Source organism: Pseudomonas sp. 8O (assembly GCF_902506495.1).
Classification (GTDB): Bacteria; Pseudomonadota; Gammaproteobacteria; order Pseudomonadales; family Pseudomonadaceae; genus Aquipseudomonas; species Aquipseudomonas chaetocerotis.
Map to the genome: position 1 here is coordinate 621626 of NZ_LR733264.1, position 21560 is coordinate 643185.

Here is a 21560-nt window from a genome sequence, read left to right on the forward strand (position 1 = left end):
GATGCAGTTCTGGGGAAGGAGCATGTGCCTTCGCGGCTGAAGCCGCTCCTACCGAGTGAATGAGCTCCGTAGGAGCGGCTGGGCGGCATTCCGTTTCAGCCGCGAAGCGCTTTTCAGCTCACCAGCGTCAGCGGCTCGGGCTCTTCCTGCACCTGCACGCCGGAGAGAAACTCCTCGCCCCAACGGCGAATGTCGTTGTAGCAGACGATGTCGAACAGCTCGCGCAGGCGCGCCTGGGCTTCGCTTTTCGGCAGGTTCAGCGCCAGGTAGCAGGTCTGCGCAAGGTCGGCCGGATCGTGCGGGTTGGTCAAAAGTGCGCCCTTGAGCTCGGCGGCCGCACCCGCGAACTCCGATAGCACCAGCACGCCACGTCCACCCAGCAGGCCCTGGGCGGCGACGAATTCCTTGGCTACCAGGTTGAGGCCATCGCGCAGTGGGGTGATCCACATGACGTCGGCCATGGCATACCAGGCGCTGACTTCCTCGAACGGCAGGCTGCGGAAGAAGAACTGCAGCGGCGTCCAGCCGATGCGGGCGAAGCGGCCATTGATACGGCCGACGGCCTGTTCGATCTGCGTCTGCAACTCGTCGTAGATGGTCATTTCCTTGGCCGCCGGCACGCAGACGGTGACCAGGGTGACCTTGCCGATCAGCTCGGGGTTATCGGCCAGCAGGCGCTCGTAAGCGTTGAGCTTTTCCAGAATGCCTTTGGTGTAGTCAAGCCGTTCCACCGAGAGGATCAGCTTCACGCCTTTCATTTCCTCGCGCAGCTGGCCCATCAGCTCCTTGATCTTCGGCGCTTCCAGCGCATTACGTACGCGCTCGATGTCCAGCCCGACCGGGTGCGCGCCGAGTTTGACCTGGCGGGTGCCGGTATCCAGTGCGGTGGTCATGCGCTCCAGTCCTACGGCGCAACCATAGGTGATGAAGCGTGGGGCGCAGTTCTGCCGCTCCAGGGTCTTGAGCGGGAATACACCACGGGCGACGTCGACGAAGTTTTCCACCTGCCGTGGGATGTGAAAACCGATGTAGTCGCACTGCAGCAGGCTGCCAACGATCTGCCGGCGCCAGGGCAGCACGTTGAACACGTCCGCCGAGGGAAAGTAGGTGTGGTGGAAGAAGGCGATGCGCAGGTCCGGGCGCAGCTCGCGCAGGTAGGCCGGCACCATCCACAGGTTGTAGTCGTGCAGCCAGACGATGGCGCCCTCGGCGGCCTCCAGCGCCGTACGTTCGGCGAAAGCGCGGTTGACCTTGAGGAACACCTGCCAGTCGTCTTCGTTGAAGGTGGCGCGCTCCCAGAAGGTGTGCAGGGTCGGCCAGAAGGCTTCCTTGGAGAAGCGCTTGTAGAAGATGTCCACTTCTTCCTTGCTCAGTTTGACCCGCGCCGCGGTGAGCTTGGGATAGCGTTCGGCGTCCACCGTGGTGTGGCTGTCGAACGGCTCGTCGCCATCCTCGTGCACGGCCCAGGCCACCCAGGAGCCGGGGCGGCCATCGCCGAAGAAACTCAGCAGGGTGGGGATGATGCCGTTGGGCGAGGTCGGGCGACGGCGCTGCAGCTTGCCGGCGTCATTGCGGTATTCCTCATAGGGCAGGCGGTGATAGACCATCACCAGCTCGGCCTTGCCCGGCTGCGCGGCCTGGCGGCGTTCGGCAGCGATGCCGTGCTCGCCGAGAAAGCCAAAGTGGGCGAAGGCTTCGAGAATGCCGCCGCAGCCAGGGCGAGTGGCGTGCAGGGTGCGCGAGTGGCTGGCGGTGGCCTCCAACAGGGCGGTTTCCGACTGACCGACGCACACACCGTGGAAGCTGGCGCTGAGCATGGACAGGTCGTTGAGCGTATCGCCGGCAGCCAGTACCTGATCGTGGCTCAGCTCCAGCCAGTCGGCCAGAGCCTGCAGGCTGCTGCCCTTGTTCACGCCCCTGGGCAGAAAGTCCAGGTACAGCTCGGCGGAGTAGAGCAGGTCGCAGCCCAGCTCATCGGCGATCTCGCGCAGCGCCGGGTTGGCCGCCTGTTCAGGTGTGCAGAAGTAGGAGCAGCGGCGCGCCTGCGGTACGTCCTGGCGCTCAAGGCCGAGCGGCTCGATGGCGCTGGCCACCTGGGTTTCTCCGGGCCAGCGGGCGTCGACCACGCTCTGCAACGGCTGGATCGGTTGCAGGCTGTCGCCATGTACCAGCGTCGCGCCGACGTCGGCGATGATGTAGTCAGGCTGCGGCAGCGTCGGGTCGGCCAGCAGCGGCAGCACCGCCTCCAGGCTGCGCCCGGTGACGTAGGCGAGCTTGATCTCGGGATGAGCGGCGATGGTCTGATAAAGGCTCAGGCGATCCTCGGGATCGCCAGCGAGAAAGGTTCCATCCAGGTCGGTAGCAAGTAGCATCGTTGTTTCTCCAGAAGTGGCCGGTACGGCTCGGCGCGAATGCGAGCGGCCGACGGGCCGGGTTTCTGGCTGCTTGGGGTAGGCTCGCGGCCTTGCCGAAACAGCCATCCTTCAACAGGCTGTTTTTCAACAGCCTGCCAGGTGTTCAGGAGGCGTTGGGGGAAGGTTCCTCCGTGGCTTCGTGGTCTTGTGGCGGTGCATCGGGCATCAGCTCCAGCACCGTGGGGCTGGTACGCAGCATGGGTACGAAGTGCGCGGCGTCGCCGCTGACCAGATCGCTGACATGGCGCAGCCGGTAAAAGGTGTAGGCGGCCAGCAGGCCGAGGGTGCTGGCGAAATACAGCGGCAGTGCGCCGGCGCCCAGTTGTTCCATCAGTACGCCGGCCAGCAGCGGCCCACACACCGAGCCGATGCCGTTGACCATCAGCAGGCTGGCGGAGCCGGAAAGGATCTCGTCGCTGTGCAACTGGTCGATCAGTTGCGCCACGGCGATGGGGTAGATGGCGAAGGCCAGGCCGCCCCAGATGAATATGGCGCCGAGCAGCAGCGGGCCGGCTGGCAGCAGGCTCATGATCAGCGCCAGGGCGACTGCCAGTATCACGACCCAGAGCAGCACCTGGCGCCGGTCGTGGCGATCGGAGTAGATACCGATGGGCCATTGCAGCAGGGCGCCGCCGAGAATGGTCGCGGTCATCAGCAGGCCGACGCCGGACGTATCGAAGCCGGCCAGGCTGGCGTAGACCGGCGCCATGCCCCAGAAGGCGCCGAGTGCCAGCCCGGACAAACCCGCAGCGACGATGGCCAGCGGCGCGATAGTCCACAGTTGGCGCAGGTTGCTCGGCGGTGTCTCGGGCAGACTTGGCTGTGCCTGGCGGGTGAGGGTAATGGGCATCAACGCGGCGCTGATGAGGATGGCGGCGATGGCGAACAGGGTGAACTGCACCGGGTCGGCCAGGTGCAGCAACTGCTGGGCCAGCGCCAGGGCACCGAGGTTGACCGCCATGTACACGGCGAACACCTGGCCGCGCTTGTCGTTGGGTGCCTGGGCGTTGAGCCAACTCTCGATGACCATGTACAGCGTTACCAGCCCCAGGCCGTAGAGCACGCGCAGAAGCAACCAGACCCAGGGATCGATCAGCAGCAGATGGAGCAGGGCAGCGATGGCGGCCAGTGCGGCACAACAGGCGAACGCGCGAATGTGCCCGATACGTTTGACCAGCGGAGTCGCCAGCCAGGTACCGAGGAGGAACCCGACGAAGTACCCGGACATGATCAGTCCGAGCATCGTGGTGGAGTAGCCTTCGGCGACGCCACGCAGGGTCAGTAGGGTGTTGAGCAGACCATTGCCAAGCAGGAGTAACGCGACCCCGCTCAGCAACGAACTGATGGGGGCAATCAGGGACCACATGCGAACTACCCTAGGGAACTGTGCCCCTGATGGCAAGCATGAAGTACGCCATGTTTTTTGTGATTGTTTTTTATCTATTTGATTTTTAAGGATTATTTTTACTGATAAACGGTCGTGCAATATTTTGGCGGCAAACTTGGCCCCATCATGGTGCTTCGTTCGCGATTTGCAGGGGCATCAGCGGCTGCTCCGAGTCCTGCAATGTGCGGTTGAGACGAGTGATGAAATCGTTGATTTCCTCGCGCTCGCGACGCTCGGTCAGATGGCGCTCGGCGGTATCGCGCACGCTGCGTGCGTGGCGCAGCAGGTCGGCGCGTTGCTGCGTGCTGGCGGGGCGATGCAGCAGGTTCTTGAAGGCCTGCAGCAGGCTGACCAGTACGCTGACATCCGCCGCACCGTAGGCGCGTATCGGCCCCAGCAGTTGCAGCAGCAACTGGTCCAGCGACAGTTCCTGGTAGCACAGCCGTGGTGGCTCGTCAGGCAGGCTGGCGAAATCTCGCTCGGACAACGCCAGGCGCCGACTCAGCAGCACGCTGAGCAGGTCCACCGTCTTGATCGCCGTGCCGGGATCGTTGATGCCGGGGCTCAGCGCCTTCACGGCGATTTCCGACATCTGCCGGCAACCGAAGAGGTAATGGGTGCTGGCGTACTCTTCGATGAAGAAGTCGAAGCAGTCGAGCAGTTGCTGGCAAACGGCCTCATCCAGCGGACGTTCCAGGCAAAACAGCGGATGCCCCTCGCTGACGAAGAAACCACGGTGGGCGAGTACCGTCATGCGTACCTGATGGCGACGCAGCAGCGTGTTGACCTCTTTGACGTTGAGTTCCTTGAAGTAGCCGTTGCGCTGCGCATTGACGGTTACCCATTCGCGGTCGTCCGGCCACTGTGGCGCGGCGTCGCGCGAGGCCGGGCCGCCGCTGCAGGCATCGAGCTTTGCCAGGCTGGCGTTGTAGAGGTTGCTGAGGATGTGCTCGACCTGAATCGACTGCGAGATCGAACGGATGAAGTGCACGAACAGACCCAGGCAGGTGATGCCCAGCACCAGGGTGATCAGCACGCCGAGGCTCGGCACACGGTCGCTGTTGCCCTGTTCGATGGTGGTGATCAGCAGCAGTGCGTAGAGGATGCTGCCGAGGTAGATGCCCAGGGTTTTCTGGTGGCCCTTGCTGCTGATCAATCCCGGAATCACCCGTGGCGAAAGCGATGCCGCAGCATTGTTGAGCACCACCATGACCATCGAGAAGCTGAACACCATCAGCGACAGAATGCCGGCCACCAGGGTGCCGAGAATCAGCCTGGCGTTGTCGGCGTTGCGCACCAGGCCAAGATCGAAATGCCCCTTGAGCGTCATCATCCAGGGCTGGTATTCGATGGCCATGGTCAGCAGGCACAGCAGGAAGAAGCCGATGGCGATCAGCGTCGGGTAGAACGCCAGGCTGTGGATGATGCGCTGGTAGGCGCGAAAGAGAATGTTGCTGGGTACGGCCATTGGCGAATCCGTCGTGAATGGCGATGACCGCACTATAGCCGTGAAGTGGGCAGGCGGCGGTCTTTGAGACTACCGCCTGCGGACTCAGTTCACGCAGACCCGGGCGATGGCGTCGGCCAACTGATCCAGTCGGCTGGCGTCCAGCCCGGCGACGTTGGCGCGGCCACTGCCGACCATGTACACGCTGAATTCCTCACGCAGGCGTTGCACCTGCAACGGCGACAGACCGGTGTAGGAGAACATGCCGCGTTGCTCGGCTATGTGCGCGAAGCGCTCGCTCAGACCGTGCGGTGCCAGTGCCTCGACCAGGCCGTGACGCAGGCTGGCGACGCGCAGGCGCATGTTTTTCAGCTCGTCCAGCCACAGCGCCTTGAGTTCTTCGTCGCCGAGAATCTGCGCCACCACGGCGGCGCCATGGGCCGGCGGCGTCGACCACAGGTTGCGGGCAATGGACGCCAGCTGGCTGCGGATGTCGACGAGCTTTTCGGCGTCGCCGGTGCAGACGATCAGCGCGCCGGTGCGCTCGCGGTAGAGGCCGAAGTTCTTCGAGCAGGAACTGGTGATCAGCAGCTCCGGCAGTTCGGCGGCGAACAGGCGCACGGCCCAGGCGTCCTGCTCCAGGCCATCACCGAAGCCCTGGTAGGCGAAGTCGATCAGCGGCAGCAGTTCACGCGCCTTGACCACTTCCAGCACACGCTTGAAGTCGCGCGGGGTGAGGTCGAAGCCGGTGGGGTTGTGGCAGCAGGCATGCAACAGCACCACGTCGCCCTTGGGCAGGTGGGTGAGGGCAGCGATCATGGCCTCCACGTCGAGGCGATTGTCGGCGCCGACGTAAGGGTAGTGACCGACCTTGAGCCCGGCTTCGGCGAACAGGGTTTCATGGATCGGCCAGGTCGGATCGCTCAGCCAGATACCGCGCCCCGGCAGACAGTGGCGGATGAAGTCACCTGCCAGGCGCAGGGCGCCGGTGCCACCTGGCGTTTGCGTCGCGGCGGCACGCTGCTCGGCGAGCAGGGCCGAGTCAGCGCCCAGCACCAGTTGGCTCAGCAGCGTGCCGAATGTCGCGTCGCCGTGACCACCGATGTAGGTCTTGGTTTGCTCGATATCGATCAGGCGCTGCTCGGCAAGCTTCACCGCACGTGGGATTGGCGTCAGGCCCTGAGCGTCCTTGTAGACGCCGACGCCGAGGTCCAGGCGCGCCGGGTTGCTGTCGAGGCGATAGGCTTCCATCAGGCTGAGGATGGGGTCGCCCGGCACGCGGGTGACCTGGGCGAAGTGGCTCACTTGCGGCCCTCGGCGCTGGCTGCCAGCACATCGGTACGTGCGGCCATGATGAAGTCGTTGCGGTGCAGGCCGCGCATTTCGTGGCTCCACCAGGTGACGGTGACCTTGCCCCATTCGGTGAGCAGAGCCGGGTGGTGGCCGACTTCCTCGGCGATGGCGCCAACCGCGTTGGTGAACGCCAGGGCGTGGCGGAAGTTTTTGAACAGGTACACGCGCTCCAACTCCATGTGGTCGCCGCGTACCTCGATGTTCCAGTCGGGGATCTCGCGGATCAGCTCGGCCAGTTCTTCATCGGTCACTTTCGGCGCATCGGCGCGGCAGGCTTCGCATTGGGCTTGGGCAAGGGACATGAGGCTCTCCTGATTATTCGTAGCCCGGATGAAATCCGGGGCCATGTCTGTGAACGATCCCGGATTGCATCCGGGCTACTCATCTGGGGTGTTCGACGCAGTGAAGACACGAAGCGTTTCCTGTGCAGGATAAAGGCTGCGTGAACCACTGCCCGTTCGCATAAACGGGCGAGGGGCTAAAAGGCTACGCCGCTTTCGGCGGAAATTTCGGCGCGTGCAAGCCCAACTGCATGGCCTGATGCACCAGCGCCATGATGTCTTCATGAGCCAGCTCGAACAGGCGCTTGAGCTCGGGCAGGACGAAGTACACCGGCTGCAGGATATCGATGCGATACGGTGTGCGCATCGCCTCCAGCGCATCGAATGCCTGGTGCTCGGGGGCGTCGGACAGGGCGTAGAGGGTTTCCTTCGGCGACGAGAGGATGCCGCCGCCGTAGATGCGCCTGCCGGCCGGGGTGTCGAGCAGGCCGAACTCGATGGTCAGCCAGTACAGCCGCGCCAGGTAGACACGTTGCTCTTTCGTGGCCTTGAGGCCCAACTTGCCGTAGGTATGGGTGAATTCGGCGAACCAGGGGTTGGTCAGCATGGGGCAGTGACCGAAGATCTCGTGGAAGATGTCCGGTTCCTGCAGGTAGTCCAATTCTTCGGGCGTACGGATGAAGGTGGCAACGGGAAACTGCTTGCTGGCCAGCAGCTCGAAGAAGGTCTGGAAGGGGATCAGCGCCGGTACTCGCGCCACGCGCCAACCGGTGGTGGACTCGAGCACCCGGTTGATCTCACCGAGCTGCGGAATCCGCTCCATGGGTAGACCGAGCTGCTCGATGCCGTCCAGGTATTCCTGGCAGGCGCGGTTCTGAATGACTTCCAGCTGGCGAGTGATCAGGGTGTTCCACACCTGATGTTCGCTTTCCGGGTAGTGGATAAAGCCACTCTCGTCCGGGTCCCGGGCCAGGTACTGCGTACTCTTCATCGCTGCCTCCTTGAGGGGGCTGTTGTTCTTGTCTTGACCCAAGCATGCCGACGATTGTTCGGGTTGAAATGGTGCCCATAAGCAGCGCTGCCCGGCATTGCGCTCAGAAACTGTAAAATTTTTATTACGATATTGCCGGTATGGCGATTTATCGGCTTGCTGCTGTGCTCTGCTGTCACATATTCTTGACGGAAATTATGCCGCCATCGTTGATTTCTACGACTCGGCGGCCACAACAACAAGATCAAGACGCTGTTCACGGCCTCACGAGCTAGAGCGATACAAGGCGAAAACGAGAGAGGAGCGGCCGGGGTCGCGGGCGACTGTACTTTTGTACATGAGCATTACGACCGGGCTGGCGATCCAGCTCGTTTTTAACGCAGTAGCGCCGACGCGCAGCAGGCCGTGGATGGCGTCTAACAAGAGCCTGAGCCATGCGTATCAAGGTCCACTGCCAGAACCGTGTCGGCATCCTGCGTGACATCCTCAACCTGCTGGTCGACTACGGCATCAACGTCGCCCGTGGCGAAGTCGGGGGTGAGCAGGGCAACGCCATCTACCTGCACTGCCCGAATCTGATCAATTTGCAGTTCCAAGCGCTAAGGCCGAAGTTCGAGGCCATTGCCGGCGTGTTCGGCGTCAAGCGTGTGGGGCTGATGCCCAGCGAACGGCGTCACCTGGAGCTCAATGCGCTGCTCGGTGCGCTGGATTTTCCCGTGTTGTCCATCGATATGGCCGGCAGCATCGTCGCCGCCAACCGCAGCGCCGCGCAGTTGCTCGGCGTACGCGTGGACGAGGTGCCGGGCATGGCACTGTCGCGCTATGCCGAGGATTTCGATCTGCCCGAGCTGGTTCGCGCCAACAAGACGCGGATCAACGGGCTGCGGGTGAAGATCAAGGGCGATGTATTTCTCGCCGATATCGCGCCGCTGCAGAACGAACACGACGACAGCGAGGCACTGGCCGGTGCCGTGCTGACCCTGCACCGCGCCGACCGCGTCGGTGAGCGCATCTACCATGTGCGCAAGCAGGAGCTGCGCGGCTTCGACTCGATCTTCCAGAGCTCGAAAGTCATGGCGGCGGTGGTCAAGGAGGCGCGACGCATGGCGCCGCTGGATGCACCGCTGCTGATCGAAGGTGAAACCGGCACTGGCAAGGAATTGCTGGCGCGCGCCTGTCACCTGGCCAGCCCGCGCGGGCAGTCGCCCTTCATGGCGCTCAACTGCGCCGGCCTGCCGGAATCCATGGCCGAGACCGAGCTGTTCGGTTACGGCCCCGGCGCCTTCGAAGGCGCACGCCCGGAAGGCAAGCTCGGTCTGCTGGAGCTGACCGCCGGCGGCACGCTGTTTCTCGACGGCGTTGGCGAGATGAGCCCGCGCCTGCAGGCCAAGCTGCTGCGCTTTCTGCAGGACGGCTGCTTCCGCCGCGTCGGCAGCGACGAGGAGGTGTACCTAGACGTGCGGGTGATCTGCGCCACCCAGGTCGATCTGTCCGAACTCTGCGCCCATGGCGAGTTCCGCCAGGACCTCTACCACCGCCTCAACGTGCTCAGCCTGCACATCCCGCCGCTGCGCGAATGCCTCGACGGCCTGGCGCCGCTGGTCGAGCACTTTCTCGATTCCGCCAGTCGGCAGATAGGTTGCGCGCTGCCGAAACTGGCGCCGCAGGCCTTCGAGCGCATGGCCCATTACCACTGGCCGGGCAACGTGCGGCAGCTGGAGAACGTGCTGTTCCAGGCGGTTTCGTTGTGCGATGGCGGTACGGTGAAGGCCGAGCATATCCGCCTGCCAGACTACGGCGCGCCGCAGCCGTTGGGCGAGTTTTCAGTGGAAGGCAGCCTCGACGATATCCTCGGCCGTTTCGAGAAGGCAGTGCTGGAGCGGCTATTCCACGACCATCCCAGCAGCCGCCAGTTGGGCAAGCGCCTCGGTGTTTCCCATACCACCATCGCCAACAAGCTGCGGCAGCATGGCCTGGGCAAGGAGTAGGGTGCGCCGCGCGCACCAATGGCTCCGCTGGTCCTGGCGGATGCCCGCAAATTTCGGTGCGCATGGCGCACCCTACGTCTGCCATTTTTGGTGCGGGCGCACCCTGCGCTCAACGCCCGCCGCGCCAGGCTGCGGCCACGCGCTCGCGCATGGTCCGTCGGTCTTGCAGGCCGACGATGACCTGCTCGGCGAGATGCAGCCAGTAGGGATCGGCCGTAGCCTGAACCACCGAAAGGCCGGAGGCGAGATTGGCCCAGGCCGGTGGCAGGCGCCCGTGACGCAGGGCGAAGCCGCCATCGCGGTCGCGCGCCAGGTAGCGCACGCGGGTGATGCCGGCCAGCAGGATACGGCCGTAGCACATCAGGCAGGGTTCGAGGCTGACGTAGAGCGTCAGGCGCCCACGGTCGATCTGTGCGTGTTCGGCTTCGAGCTGGTCGAGCACCTGCATCTCGGCGTGAGCGGCGCTGCTGTACGCCGCAGCGAACACCTGATTCCGACCGCTGCACAACAGCTCACCTGCGTCATCCACCAGCAATGCACCGACCGCGTAACAGCCTTCCTCAAGCGCCAGCAGGGCCTGTTCGCAACAGAGCCGGGCCCAGGTGTCATCGACATGGGTGCTGGCTGGTGCCTGCTGCAGCAGGGCGAGGTACTCCGGGTTCATGGGTGCCTCCAGGGCCAAAAAGGCGTCGCGTGAGTATGGCCTGCCCTGTGACTGGCGCCCTAGGGTCTGTACGAAAAGTCGTCGAGCGAAGGTCAGGCAATACCGATGGCGGCCCCGCAAAAACAGGCGAAGAACGGCCGGGGTCGCGTTCGACTTTACGAGCTGTAAATGAGCATTCTGACCGGGCTCGCACACGAGCCTGTTTTTAACGCAGCATCACCGAGCGCAGGCACTTTTCGTACAGACCCTACGACCTTGGTGCAATAGGCAGGGCATGGGGCTACGGCGACACTGAGGCCGTCCCGATCATCCTGCGTGATTTGGGTGCAAGCGTTTCCGCATTCCTCTCGAGGAATGCCTTGAATGGGCGGGCGACCAAATTGGTCGCCCTTTTTTTTACCCGTGATTTCGCCTGGCGCTATACACCCTGGTTCAGCCGGTCGATCAGCGCCCGCACGCTGCCCGGCAGCGCATCCAGCTCACGCACCAGCATGCTGCGTTCGCGCACCGCCCAGGCTTCGTCCAGCTGCAGGATGGCCAACTGCATGGTGCGGCTGTGCCGACGTGCGGCCGACTCGGGGATAATGCCGATGCCGACGCCGCCTTCGATCATCCGACAGATCGCCTCGAAACTGGAGACCTGGATACGCAGGGCCAGGTTGCCGCCGAGTTTCTCCACCTGTTCGCGCAGGAAACTCAGCAGGGTGCTGCCCTCGTGCAGGCCGATGTGTTGGTAGGCGAGGGTGTCGCCGAGGCTGACCGTCTGCCGCTGCGCCAGGGCATGACCCAGCGGCACGGCCAGCACCAGGCGGTCGGTGCTGAAGTGCAGTACCTGCAGGCCGGGCGCCTGCACCGGGCCGGCGATGATGCCCAGATCCGCCGCGCCATCGAGTACGCCACGCACGATGTCGCGGCTCAGGCGCTCCTGCAGATCGACGGTGACGCCGGGGCGTTCGGCGAGAAAACCGGCCAGCACCTCGGGGAGGAACTCGGTCACCGCCGTGGTGTTGGCGAAGATGCGCATATGCCCGGCGGCGTCGGTGCCGTATTCGGTGAATTCACTCTTCAGGTAATCCACCTGGCGCATGATCAGCCGCGCATGCTGCAGCAGGCGCTGACCGGCCGGGGTCAGCTCGACACCACGGCTGTCGCGGTACAGCAGGCGGCTGCCGAGCTGACCTTCCAGTGCCTTGATCCGTGCGCTGGCGGCGGCCGGCGAAAGGAATGCCTTGCGCGCGCCCTGGGTCAGGCTGGGCGACTCGGCGATATGGATGAACAGGCGCAGGTCGGGCAGATCGAAATGCATGGTGGCCATTTCCTGAGGTCATTCGTAGGAGCCCGCTTGCGGGCGATCACTGGCGATCTGTAAAGCATCGCCCGCAAGCGGGCTCCTACAGGATTAGCGTTAAGCATATCCGAACGCCGGTTTAAATAAATGCGGATTCTCTGAACGCAAGCGGCGTCGCATGCTACAGCTCACACAAGAACCGAGCTGGAACCTGCCCCATGAGTGATTCTGCTTTTTCCGCCTGGATCGGTCGTAGCGAAGAAGTTCACGACCAACTCAGCCGCAACCTGGTCAAGCACATCGCGGCTACCTTTGGCGAAGTCACGCCGGCCCATGGCGAGGCGCTGCCGCCTTTGTGGCATTGGGCGTTCTTCCAGGAGCCGGTCGCCGAGAGCGGCCTGGGCGAAGACGGCCATCCGGCGCGCGGTGGCTTCCTGCCGCCGGCCGACAACCGCAATCGCATGTGGGCCGGCGGCCGTATCGAGTTCATCCAGCCACTGCGCGTGGGTGGCGAAGCCAGTCGGGTATCGACCATCAAGCACATCGAAGAGAAACATGGCCGCACCGGCGCGCTGCTGTTCGTCACCGTGCAGCACGACTACCTGCAGGACGGCCAACTGGCCATCCGCGAGGAGCAGGACATCGTCTACCGCGAGCCCAGCCCGCCCAAGGCCAGCAGTGGCGAGCCGCTGGTCGCCGGTGACTGGCGCGAGGCGGTCACGCCGTCCAGCACCCTGCTGTTTCGCTACAGCGCAGTGACCTTCAACGGTCACCGCATCCATTACGACTGGCCCTATGTCACCGAAACCGAAGGCTACAGCGGCCTGGTGGTGCACGGCCCGCTGACCGCCACCCTGAACCTGCGCGCCTTCTGCCGCGCCAACCCGCAGGTGCGCCTGCGCCGTTTCGCCTATCGCGGCCTGCGGCCGCTGATTGCGCCGCAGCCGTTCGAGGTCGGTGGGCGCATCAGCGGTGAAGGCCTGGCTGAGCTGTGGGCGGGCAACGAGGCCGGCCTGGCGCAGCGCGCCGAGGTGCAATTCGACTGATTGTGTAGCCCGGATGCAATCCGGGAAATCGCTCCCGGATTGCATCCGGGCTACGGCTTACCGAGGAACTGTGATGAACGCCTACAACAACGAAGAACTCAATGCCATCCGCGAAGGCGTGCGCGCCCTGTGTGCGGAATTTCCCGCCGAATACTGGCGCAAGATCGATGAGGAGAAAGGCTTCCCGGAAGCCTTCGTCAGCGCCATGACCGAGGCCGGCTGGCTGTCGGCGATGATCCCGGAAGAATACGGCGGCTCGGGCCTGGGCCTGGCCGAGGCGTCGGTGATCCTCGAGGAGGTCAACCACTGCGGTGGCAACTCCGGCACCATTCACGGGCAGATGTACAACATGTTCACCCTGCTGCGTAACGGCAGCGAGGAGCAGAAGCGCTACTACCTGCCCAAGCTGGCCAGCGGTGAGCTGCGCCTGCAGTCGATGGGCGTCACCGAGCCGACCACCGGCACCGACACCACCAAGATCAAGACCACCGCCGTGCGCCAGGGCGACAAGTACGTGATCAACGGCCAGAAGGTGTGGATCTCGCGCGTCCAGCATTCCGACCTGATGATCCTGCTGGCGCGCACCACGCCGCTGGCCGAGGTGCAACGCAAGTCCGAAGGCATGTCGATCTTCCTGGTCGATCTGCGCGAAGCCATTGGCAACGGCCTGACCGTGCAGCCGATTGCCAACATGGTCAACCACGAGACCAACGAGCTGTTCTTCGACAACCTGGAGATTCCCGCCAGCAGTCTGATCGGCGAAGAGGGCAAGGGTTTCCGCTACATCCTCGACGGCCTCAATGCCGAGCGCACGCTGATCGCCGCCGAGTGCATCGGCGATGGCCGCTGGTTCATCGAGAAGTCCGCGCAGTACGCCCGTGATCGTGTGGTGTTCGGCCGCCCCATCGGGCAGAACCAGGGCGTGCAATTCCCCATCGCCGAGGCGCACATCGAGATCGAGGCCGCCGACCTGATGCGCTGGCGCGCCTGCGAGGAATACGACGCCGGGCGCAATGCCGGTGCCGCCGCCAACATGGCCAAGTATCTGGCGGCCAAGGCTAGCTGGGAGGCGGCCAACGCCTGCCTGCAGACCCACGGTGGCTTCGGCTTCGCCAACGAGTACGACGTCGAGCGCAAGTTCCGCGAAACCCGCCTGTACCAGGTCGCGCCGATCTCCACCAACCTGATTCTGAGCTACGTGGCCGAGCATCTGCTCGAGCTGCCGCGTTCGTTCTGACTGTAAACGTAGGGTGGATCGGGGCGCGTAGCTGTCGCTTTTACATCCACCACCTGCATGACGGAAGACGCATCGCGGTTTTCCGCCCTACGAATTGGAGAGCATCAAGATGAGTCAGCACACCCAGGCATTGGCTGGATTCCTCGCCAAACTGTCCTACGAGCAGATTCCCGAGCACGTGCTGGATCGCACCGAAGACCTGTTCCTCGACTGGCTGGGCTCGGCACTGGCTAGCGAGGGCGCGCGGCCGATTCCGCTGTTCGAGGCCTACGCGCAGAAGATGGGCCCGGCCGACGGCCCGGCGCGCATCCTGGTCAACGGTCGCGGCACCTCGGCGTACTTCGCCGCGCTGGTCAACGGTGCCTCCTCGCACCTGGTGGAGCAGGACGACCTGCACAACAGCTCGGTGCTGCACCCGGCCACCGTGGTATTCCCGGCGGCCCTGGCGGCCGCGCAGGACCTCGGCAAGTCCGGTCGCGAGCTGCTGCTGGCCTCGGTGGCCGGCTACGAGGCGGGTATCCGCATCGGCGAATTCCTTGGCCGCTCGCACTACCGCATCTTCCACACCACGGCCACCGTCGGCACCTTGGCCGCTGCGGTGGCCGTGGGCAAGCTGCTGGATTTCGATCAGCAGCAGTTCATCCATCTGCTTGGCAATGCCGGCACCCAGGCCGCCGGGCTGTGGGAGTTCCTGCGCGATGCCGCCGACTCCAAGCAACTGCATACCGCCAAGGCCGCCGCTGATGGTCTGTTGGCGGCGTACTTCACCGAGCAGGGCCTGACCGGCGCGCAGAACATTCTCGAAGGCGAGCAGGGCATGGCCGCCGGTATGTCGCGCGATGCCGACCCGAGCAAGCTGTCGGACCGTCTCGGTCGGCGCTGGGCGCTGGTGGAGACCTCGTTCAAGTTCCACGCTTCCTGCCGTCATACCCATCCGGCGGCTGACGCGCTGCTCGATCTGATGCAGCGCGAAGGCCTGCGTCACGAGCAGATCGAGCGCGTCATCGCCCGCGTGCATCAGGGCGCCATCGATGTGCTCGGCCGCGTGAAGGTGCCGCAGACGGTGCACCAGGCCAAGTTCTCCATGGGCACCGTGCTCGGTCTGATCGCCGTGTATGGCAGCGCGCAACTGACCGAGTTCGCCAACCTAGCGTTGCAGGACCCAGCGGTGGCCGCCTTCCGTGACAAGGTGCTGATGCGCCTCGACCCGGAGGTGGATGTGGCCTACCCGCAGCGCTGGCTGGGCCGCATCGAGGTGCTCACTACCGATGGCCGAACCCTGCGTGGCGCCATCGACGAGCCCAAGGGCGACCCCGGCAACACCCTCAGCCGCGTCGAGTTGGAAGACAAGTTTCGCCGCCTGCTGGCCTTCGCCGGCAAGCGCAGCAGCGATGAGGCGGGTGTGCTGATCGAGCGGGTCTGGCGCCTGCGCGAGATGGACGATCTGCGCCACCTGGTGTGATGAGAACAGCCAATCTGTGGGAGCGGATTCATCCGCGAATGCAATGTGTTAGGCGCTGCAGTTGTGTGGGATCGACATACGTCTTCGCGGATAAAGCGGTACGCCGCCCGCCGCTCCTACAAGGATGCTGTGGCGCCTGAGTAAATGAGGTTTTCGACATGACTCAAAGTAACCCCCGTCCACTGGATGGCATCACCGTGGTCAGCCTGGAGCACGCCATCGCCGCGCCGTTCTGCACCCGCCAACTCGCCGACCTCGGCGCGCGGGTGATCAAGGTCGAACGCCCCGGCAGTGGCGATTTCGCCCGTGGCTACGACGAGCGGGTCAGCGGCCTGGCCTCGCATTTCGTCTGGACCAACCGCTCCAAGGAAAGCCTGACCCTCGACCTCAAGCAGGACGATGCGATGCAGGTGCTCGGCAGCCTGCTGGCCAGTGCCGACGTGCTGGTACAGAACCTGGCACCGGGTGCCGCCGCGCGCATGGGCCTGTCGTTCGAGGCGCTGCACGAACGCTTTCCCACGCTGATCGTCTGCGACATCTCCGGCTACGGCGAGGGCGGCCCGTACGAGCAGAAGAAAGCCTACGACCTGCTGATCCAGAGCGAGGGCGGCTTTCTCTCCGTTACCGGTGGGCCGGGCGAGGAGGAGATGGCCAAGGCCGGCTGCTCCATCGCTGATATCGCCGCTGGCATGTATGCCTACACCGGTGTGCTTTCGGCCCTGATGCTGCGTGGCAAGACCGGTGTCGGCAGCCGCGTCGACGTGTCGATGCTGGAAAGCCTGGTGGAATGGATGGGTTACCCGCTGTACTACGCCTACGACGGCGCCACGCCGCCACCGCGTGCCGGTGCCGCACACTCGACCATCTATCCCTACGGCCCTTTCCCGGCCGGTGACGGCGGCACGGTGATGCTCGGCCTGCAGAACGAGCGCGAATGGGCTGCGTTCTGCGACAAGGTGCTGGAGCAGCCGGCGCTGGCCAGCGACGAGCGCTTTTGCGCCAACTCCAAACGCTCGGCCAATCGCAGTGAGCTGCGCGCCATCATCGTCGAGGCCTTCTCGCGCATGAGCGCGGCGCAGGTCATCGAGCGCCTGGAGCAGGCGCAGATCGCCAATGCCCAGGTCAACGACATGGCTGGCGTCTGGGCTCATCCGCAACTTCAAGCGCGGCAGCGCTGGCGCCAGGTCGACAGCCCCAGCGGCAGCCTGCCGGCGCTGCTGCCGCCAGGGCGCAACAGCGCCTTCGAACCGCGCATGGACGCCATTCCGGCGCTGGGCCAGCACACCGATGCACTGCTCGCCGAGCTGGGTTATGCCGCCGATGACATCCAGCGCCTGCATCAGCAGGGGGCCGTATGAGTCCGACCGTAGCCCGGATGCAATCCGGGAATTTCTTGGCTGCCATCAGACCGCTCCCGGATTTCATCCGGGCTACGCGCCGCAAGTCGCTGCGTAGGGTGGACGACGCTCTTTTCGTCCACCAGTCGCCTGTGTTCGAAGAGGGTAGATCATGAGCAATCCGATCATTCGCAGTGCCCTGTTCGTGCCGGCGAGTCGCCCTGAGCGTATTCCCAAGGCGCTCGCCGTCGGCGCCGATGCAGTCATCGTCGACCTGGAAGACGCCGTGCAGGAGAGCCTCAAGATCGAGGCGCGGGCCAATCTCGATGCCTTCCTGACGGCCAATCCCGAGGCCCGTCTGCTGGTGCGCATCAACGCGCCGGAGCATGCCGGCCATGGCGCCGATATCGAACTTTGCGCACGCCATGCCGGTGTCGTTGGCGTGTTGCTACCCAAGGTGGAAAGCGCTGTGCAGGTGGCGCGGGTGGCTGCTTGTGGCAAGCCGGTGTGGCCGATCATCGAGAGTGCGGCGGGGGTGCTGGCGCTGGCGCAAATCGCCCGCGCGGAAGGCGTCGAGCGTTTGTCCTTCGGCGCGCTCGACCTGGGGCTGGATCTCGGTCTGAGCAGCGGCAGCGCAGCGGCCGAACGCATTCTCGATCAGGCCCGTTACGCCTTGCTGCTGCATTCGCGCACAGTGGGCCTGGCAGCGCCGCTGGACAGCGTATTTCCCGCCATCGAGGACCGCGACGGTCTGGCCCGTACGACGCGTGATGCGCGCGACATGGGCTTCGATGGTTTGCTCTGCATCCACCCGACCCAGATCGAAATCGTCCACGACGCCTTGCGCCCGGCGGACCAGGAATTGGCCTGGGCGCGTCGCGTAATGACGGCGGCCAGCAGCGGCGAAGGCGTCTTCGTGGTGGACGGCCAGATGGTCGACGCCCCCGTACTCGGTCGCGCTCGTCGCTTGCTGCAGCGCGCAGGAGAACCGTAGGAGCCCGCTGGCGGGCGATGCATCTCAGCAGATCGCCGGCAAGCCGGCTCCTACAAAAAACGGCTGGCTGCCGAGGCAGTCAGCCACCTTGTAACCACGTACCGACCTACAACAACAACGAGGTAACGTCATGTTCAAACTCACCGCCAAGGCGCTCGCCTGCGCCGCCATCCTGTCCTGTGCCGGTCTGGTCCAGGCTGCCGATGAACCCATCCTCATCAAGTTCGCCCATGTGGTGGCGGACAATACGCCCAAGGGCCAGGGGGCGTTGCTGTTCAAGCAACTGGCTGAAGAGCGCCTGCCAGGCCGGGTGAAGGTGGAGGTCTACCCCAACTCCTCGCTGTTCGGCGATGGCAAGGAAATGGAGGCGTTGCTGCTTGGCGACGTGCAGATGCTGGCGCCGTCGCTGGCCAAGTTCGAGCAGTACGCCAAGTCGGTGCAGATCTTCGACCTGCCGTTTCTGTTCGACGACATGGCCGCGGTCGATCGCTTCCAGGCCAGCCCTGAGGGGCGTGGTCTGCTGACTTCCATGGAAGACAAGAACATCACCGGCCTTGCCTACTGGCACAACGGGCTGAAGGTGATGTCGGCCAACAAGCCGCTGCGCGATCCGGCCGATGCCCGTGGCCTGAAATTCCGCGTGCAGGCTTCCGCTGTACTGGAAGAGCAGTTCAAGGCGGTGCGCGCCAACCCGCGCAAGATGAGCTTCGCCGAGGTTTATCAAGGGCTGCAGACGGGGGTGGTCAACGGCACCGAGAACACCTGGTCGAACTACTACAGCCAGAAGGTGCACGAGGTTCAGAAGTACATGACCGACTCCGATCATGGCCTGATCGACTACATGGTGATCACCAACACCACATTCTGGAAGGGGCTGCCGGATGACGTGCGCAGCGAGCTGGAAACGATCATGGCCGAGGTTTCCGTCGAGGTGAACAAGCAGGCTGACGAACTCAACCGCACGGCCAAAGAGGATATTGCCAAGGCTGGCACCACTGAGATCATCGAGCTGACCCCGCAGCAGCGCGCCCAATGGCGTGAGGCGATGCGCCCGGTGTGGCAGAAGTTCGAAAAGGAGATCGGCGCCGAGCTGATCCAGGCGGCCGAGAAGTCCAACCAGGGTTGATCGTTCACCCTGACATGAAAAAGCCCGGTGCTTGCACCGGGCTTTTTTTGTCGCGGCTAAAGCCCCTCCCACAATATTGGAAGGGCATAGCCTTTTGGGTAGGCGATGGGGTATGGCTAAAGCCGCACGCCGTTCAGCTTTACCTCAGACCAGCACCATCGTGTGGGAGGGGCTTCAGCCGCGACTTGGCAGCCGAGCTTCAGAGCCCGGCCTCCTGCATCCACTTGGGCTTAGGGTAACGACGATCGGATTTGCCGGCCTTGAGGATGGCGCCTGGCACCTCGTGGCCGATCAGGCCGGGCAGGGAAGCGGCAGCGTCGAGCAGGGCATCGAGGTTCACGCCGGTGTCCAGGCCCATGCGCTGGAACATGTGCACCAGGTCTTCGGTGCAGATATTGCCGCTGGCGCCCGGGGCATAGGGGCAGCCGCCGAGGCCGCCGAGTGAGGCGTCGAAGCGGTCGATACCGGCATTCAGTGCCGCCAGGGCGTTGGCCAGGCCCATGCCACGGGTGTTGTGGAAGTGCGCGGTGAATACCGCCTCGGGCCAGCGTTGCAGGGCTTCGCGGCAGATGCGCTCGACCTGCGCCGGGTCGGCCATGCCGGTGGTGTCGCACAGGGTCACGCCCTGTACGCCGATCTCCAGCAGACGCTGGATCAGGCCATAGACGCGGGCTTCGCTGACCTCGCCTTCGAACGGGCAACCAAAAGTGGTCGACAGCGAGGCGTTGATGAACACGCCGCTGCCACGGCTGACCTCGATGATCTCGGCGAACTGCGCCAGCGACTGCTCCGGCGTCATGCGCAGGTTGGCCAGGCCGTGGGTGTCGCTGGCGGACATCACCAGGTTGATCTCGTCCACTTCGCACGACAGCGCGCGTTCGCAGCCCTTCACGTTGGGTACCAGCACGGTGTACTCGACACCGGCCACGCGTTGGATGCTACGCATCACCTCTTCGGCATCGCGCAGGTTGGGAATGGCTTTGGGCGAGGTGAAAGAGGTGACTTCGACCTTGGCCAGGCCAGTGTGGGACAGACGGTCGATCAGGGCGATCTTGTCTTCGGTCGGCACGAAGGTGGCTTCGATCTGGAAGCCGTCGCGGGTGGCGACGTCCTGGATGTAAAGGCGTTTGCTCATGGTGTGATCCTGGTTGTTGATCGTTCCTCACGTCGAGGCGTCGAACCGTTCGCGTGGGAACGCATCTTGCGACGCTCTGCGTCGGCTGTTGTTAGGGGCGGACGCAGAGCGTCCTGAGCGGTGCTCCCACGCAGAGCGTGGGAGCTATCGGTCGTTAGATGATGCCGCGCTCGCGCAGGCCGGCGACCTGTTCCGCGCTCAGGCCTAGGCCGGCGAGGATGTCGTCGTTGTGCTCGCCCAACTGCGGGCCGCCGGTGCCGATACGGCCCGGTGTACGGCTCAGCTTGGGCAGCACGCCCGGTACCTTGAGCGGGCCGACACTGGTCTGCACCTGCTCGATCATCTGCCGCGCCAGGTAGTGCGGGTCCTGCACGATGTCGGCGGCGGTGTAGGGATAGCCGGCCGGTACGCGCGCGCCCTTGAGGGCTTCGATCACTTCATCGCGGCCGCGCTGCGCGGTCCATTCGGCGATGGCACCGTCGATCAGCTCGGCGTGCTGGCTGCGCCCGTCGTTCTGCGCCAGGCGCGGGTCATTGCCCAGGTCGTCGCGGCCGATCAGGCTCATCAGGCGCTTGTAGATGCTGTCGCCATTGCCGGCGATCAGCACGTAGCTGCCGTCGTTGCAGGGGTAGGAGTTGGACGGCGTGATGCCGGGCAGGGCGCTGCCGGCCGGCTCGCGGACGTAGCCGAAGGCGTCGTATTCGGGGATCAGGCTTTCCATCATGGCGAACACCGACTCGTACAGCGCCACGTCGATTTCCTGGCCTTCGCCGCTGCGCGCACGCTCCTGCAGGGCCAGCAGTACGCCGATCACGCCGTACAGCGATGACAGCGAGTCACCGATGCTGATGCCGACGCGCACCGGTGCCTGGCCGGGGTAGCCAGAGAGGTGGCGCAGGCCGCCCATGGCTTCGCCGATCACGCCGAAACCGGGCAGGTCGCGGTAGGGGCCGGTCTGCCCGTAGCCGGAGATGCGCAGCATGATCAGGCGCGGGTTGATCGCCTTCAGCGCCTCGTAGCTCAGGCCCCAGCCTTCCAGCGTGCCGGGACGGAAGTTCTCCACCAGCACGTCGGCCTCACTCACCAGGCGACGGACGATGTCCTGCGCTTCGGCCTGCTTCAGGTCGAGGGTCAGCGAGCGCTTGTTGCGCGACTGCACGTGCCACCAGAGCGAGGTGCCGTCCTTGATCTTGCGCCATTTGCGCAGCGGATCGCCGACGCCCGGCGGCTCGATCTTGATCACCTCGGCGCCGAATTCGCCGAGCATTTTGCTGGCGAAGGGACCGGCGATGAGCTGGCCCATCTCGATCACCTTGAGCCCCTGCAGGGCCATGTTGCTGTTATTGCTCTGAGTCATGGCTGCACCTGATTTGCCTGTGCGTTTCTCGTGGTGCGCAGAATGGCGCAGCG

Annotated in this window: 17 protein-coding genes; 7 read left to right on the forward strand and 10 right to left on the reverse strand. The window is 64.4% G+C overall.

The genetic code is table 11. The features are described from left to right. Nucleotides 1–113: 113 nt before the first annotated feature. From ggpS to phhA, 6 genes are all read right to left on the reverse strand, one after another. Nucleotides 114–2372, reverse strand: a complete 2259-nt coding sequence (ggpS, locus tag GV002_RS05740; protein WP_160017450.1) for a glucosylglycerol-phosphate synthase — start codon at nucleotides 2370–2372, stop codon at nucleotides 114–116. Nucleotides 2373–2517: 145 nt separating this feature from the next. Further along, nucleotides 2518–3780, reverse strand: a complete 1263-nt coding sequence (locus tag GV002_RS05745) for an MFS transporter (protein ID WP_160017451.1) — start codon at nucleotides 3778–3780, stop codon at nucleotides 2518–2520. A gap of 145 nt (nucleotides 3781–3925) precedes the next feature. Beyond that, nucleotides 3926–5269, reverse strand: coding sequence for a DUF2254 domain-containing protein (locus GV002_RS05750; RefSeq protein ID WP_160017452.1), 1344 nt, complete (start codon nucleotides 5267–5269; stop codon nucleotides 3926–3928). An 84-nt stretch (nucleotides 5270–5353) separates the two neighbouring features. Continuing rightward, the gene (locus tag GV002_RS05755; RefSeq protein WP_160017453.1) at nucleotides 5354–6553 is read right to left on the reverse strand and encodes an amino acid aminotransferase; all 1200 of its coding nucleotides are present in this window, start codon (nucleotides 6551–6553) and stop codon (nucleotides 5354–5356) included. After that, nucleotides 6550–6948, reverse strand: coding sequence for a 4a-hydroxytetrahydrobiopterin dehydratase (locus GV002_RS05760; RefSeq protein ID WP_178094608.1), 399 nt, complete (start codon nucleotides 6946–6948; stop codon nucleotides 6550–6552). The genes GV002_RS05755 and GV002_RS05760 overlap by 4 nt, the downstream gene beginning before the upstream one ends. A gap of 139 nt (nucleotides 6949–7087) precedes the next feature. Next, the gene (gene phhA / locus GV002_RS05765; RefSeq protein WP_160017454.1) at nucleotides 7088–7873 is read right to left on the reverse strand and encodes a phenylalanine 4-monooxygenase; all 786 of its coding nucleotides are present in this window, start codon (nucleotides 7871–7873) and stop codon (nucleotides 7088–7090) included. A 434-nt stretch (nucleotides 7874–8307) separates the two neighbouring features. Between phhA and GV002_RS05770 the strand changes: the two genes are divergently transcribed. Then, nucleotides 8308–9861, forward strand: a complete 1554-nt coding sequence (locus GV002_RS05770) for a sigma-54-dependent transcriptional regulator (protein WP_160017455.1) — start codon at nucleotides 8308–8310, stop codon at nucleotides 9859–9861. Nucleotides 9862–9970: 109 nt separating this feature from the next. Here GV002_RS05770 and GV002_RS05775 read toward each other — a convergent pair whose 3' ends face one another. Both GV002_RS05775 and GV002_RS05780 read right to left on the reverse strand, forming a co-directional pair. After that, nucleotides 9971–10525, reverse strand: a complete 555-nt coding sequence (locus GV002_RS05775; RefSeq protein WP_160017456.1) for a nucleoside deaminase — start codon at nucleotides 10523–10525, stop codon at nucleotides 9971–9973. Between the two features lie 418 nt (nucleotides 10526–10943). Beyond that, entirely contained in the window at nucleotides 10944–11831 is an 888-nt protein-coding gene (locus GV002_RS05780; protein WP_160017457.1) for a LysR family transcriptional regulator, read from the reverse strand. Nucleotides 11832–12031: 200 nt separating this feature from the next. Here GV002_RS05780 and GV002_RS05785 point away from each other — a divergent pair, with 200 nt between their 5' ends. The 6 genes from GV002_RS05785 (at nucleotide 12032) to GV002_RS05810 (ending at nucleotide 19015) form a co-directional block, all read left to right on the forward strand. Continuing rightward, on the forward strand, nucleotides 12032–12859 hold the full coding sequence (locus GV002_RS05785) for an FAS1-like dehydratase domain-containing protein (RefSeq protein ID WP_160017458.1): 828 nt from the start codon (nucleotides 12032–12034) through the stop codon (nucleotides 12857–12859). Nucleotides 12860–12932: 73 nt separating this feature from the next. Continuing rightward, complete coding sequence (locus tag GV002_RS05790) at nucleotides 12933–14096, forward strand: acyl-CoA dehydrogenase family protein (RefSeq protein WP_160017459.1); 1164 nt, start codon at nucleotides 12933–12935, stop codon at nucleotides 14094–14096. A 109-nt stretch (nucleotides 14097–14205) separates the two neighbouring features. Continuing rightward, nucleotides 14206–15558, forward strand: a complete 1353-nt coding sequence (locus tag GV002_RS05795; protein ID WP_160017460.1) for an MmgE/PrpD family protein — start codon at nucleotides 14206–14208, stop codon at nucleotides 15556–15558. A 158-nt stretch (nucleotides 15559–15716) separates the two neighbouring features. Beyond that, on the forward strand, nucleotides 15717–16916 hold the full coding sequence (locus GV002_RS05800) for a CaiB/BaiF CoA transferase family protein (protein ID WP_160017461.1): 1200 nt from the start codon (nucleotides 15717–15719) through the stop codon (nucleotides 16914–16916). Between the two features lie 151 nt (nucleotides 16917–17067). Further along, entirely contained in the window at nucleotides 17068–17889 is an 822-nt protein-coding gene (locus tag GV002_RS05805) for an HpcH/HpaI aldolase/citrate lyase family protein (RefSeq protein ID WP_160017462.1), read from the forward strand. A 130-nt stretch (nucleotides 17890–18019) separates the two neighbouring features. Next, entirely contained in the window at nucleotides 18020–19015 is a 996-nt protein-coding gene (locus tag GV002_RS05810; protein WP_160017463.1) for a TRAP transporter substrate-binding protein, read from the forward strand. 199 nt (nucleotides 19016–19214) lie between these two features. On the opposite strand, the gene GV002_RS05815 is transcribed toward GV002_RS05810, so the two are convergent. Together GV002_RS05815 and GV002_RS05820 are read right to left on the reverse strand one after the other, a co-directional pair. After that, nucleotides 19215–20150 (reverse strand): hydroxymethylglutaryl-CoA lyase, encoded by a 936-nt coding sequence (locus GV002_RS05815; protein WP_160017464.1) that lies wholly within the window; start codon nucleotides 20148–20150, stop codon nucleotides 19215–19217. Between the two features lie 154 nt (nucleotides 20151–20304). Continuing rightward, nucleotides 20305–21507: a CaiB/BaiF CoA transferase family protein gene (locus tag GV002_RS05820; RefSeq protein ID WP_160017465.1), complete on the reverse strand. Its 1203-nt coding sequence runs from the start codon at nucleotides 21505–21507 to the stop codon at nucleotides 20305–20307. Nucleotides 21508–21560 lie beyond the last annotated feature (53 nt).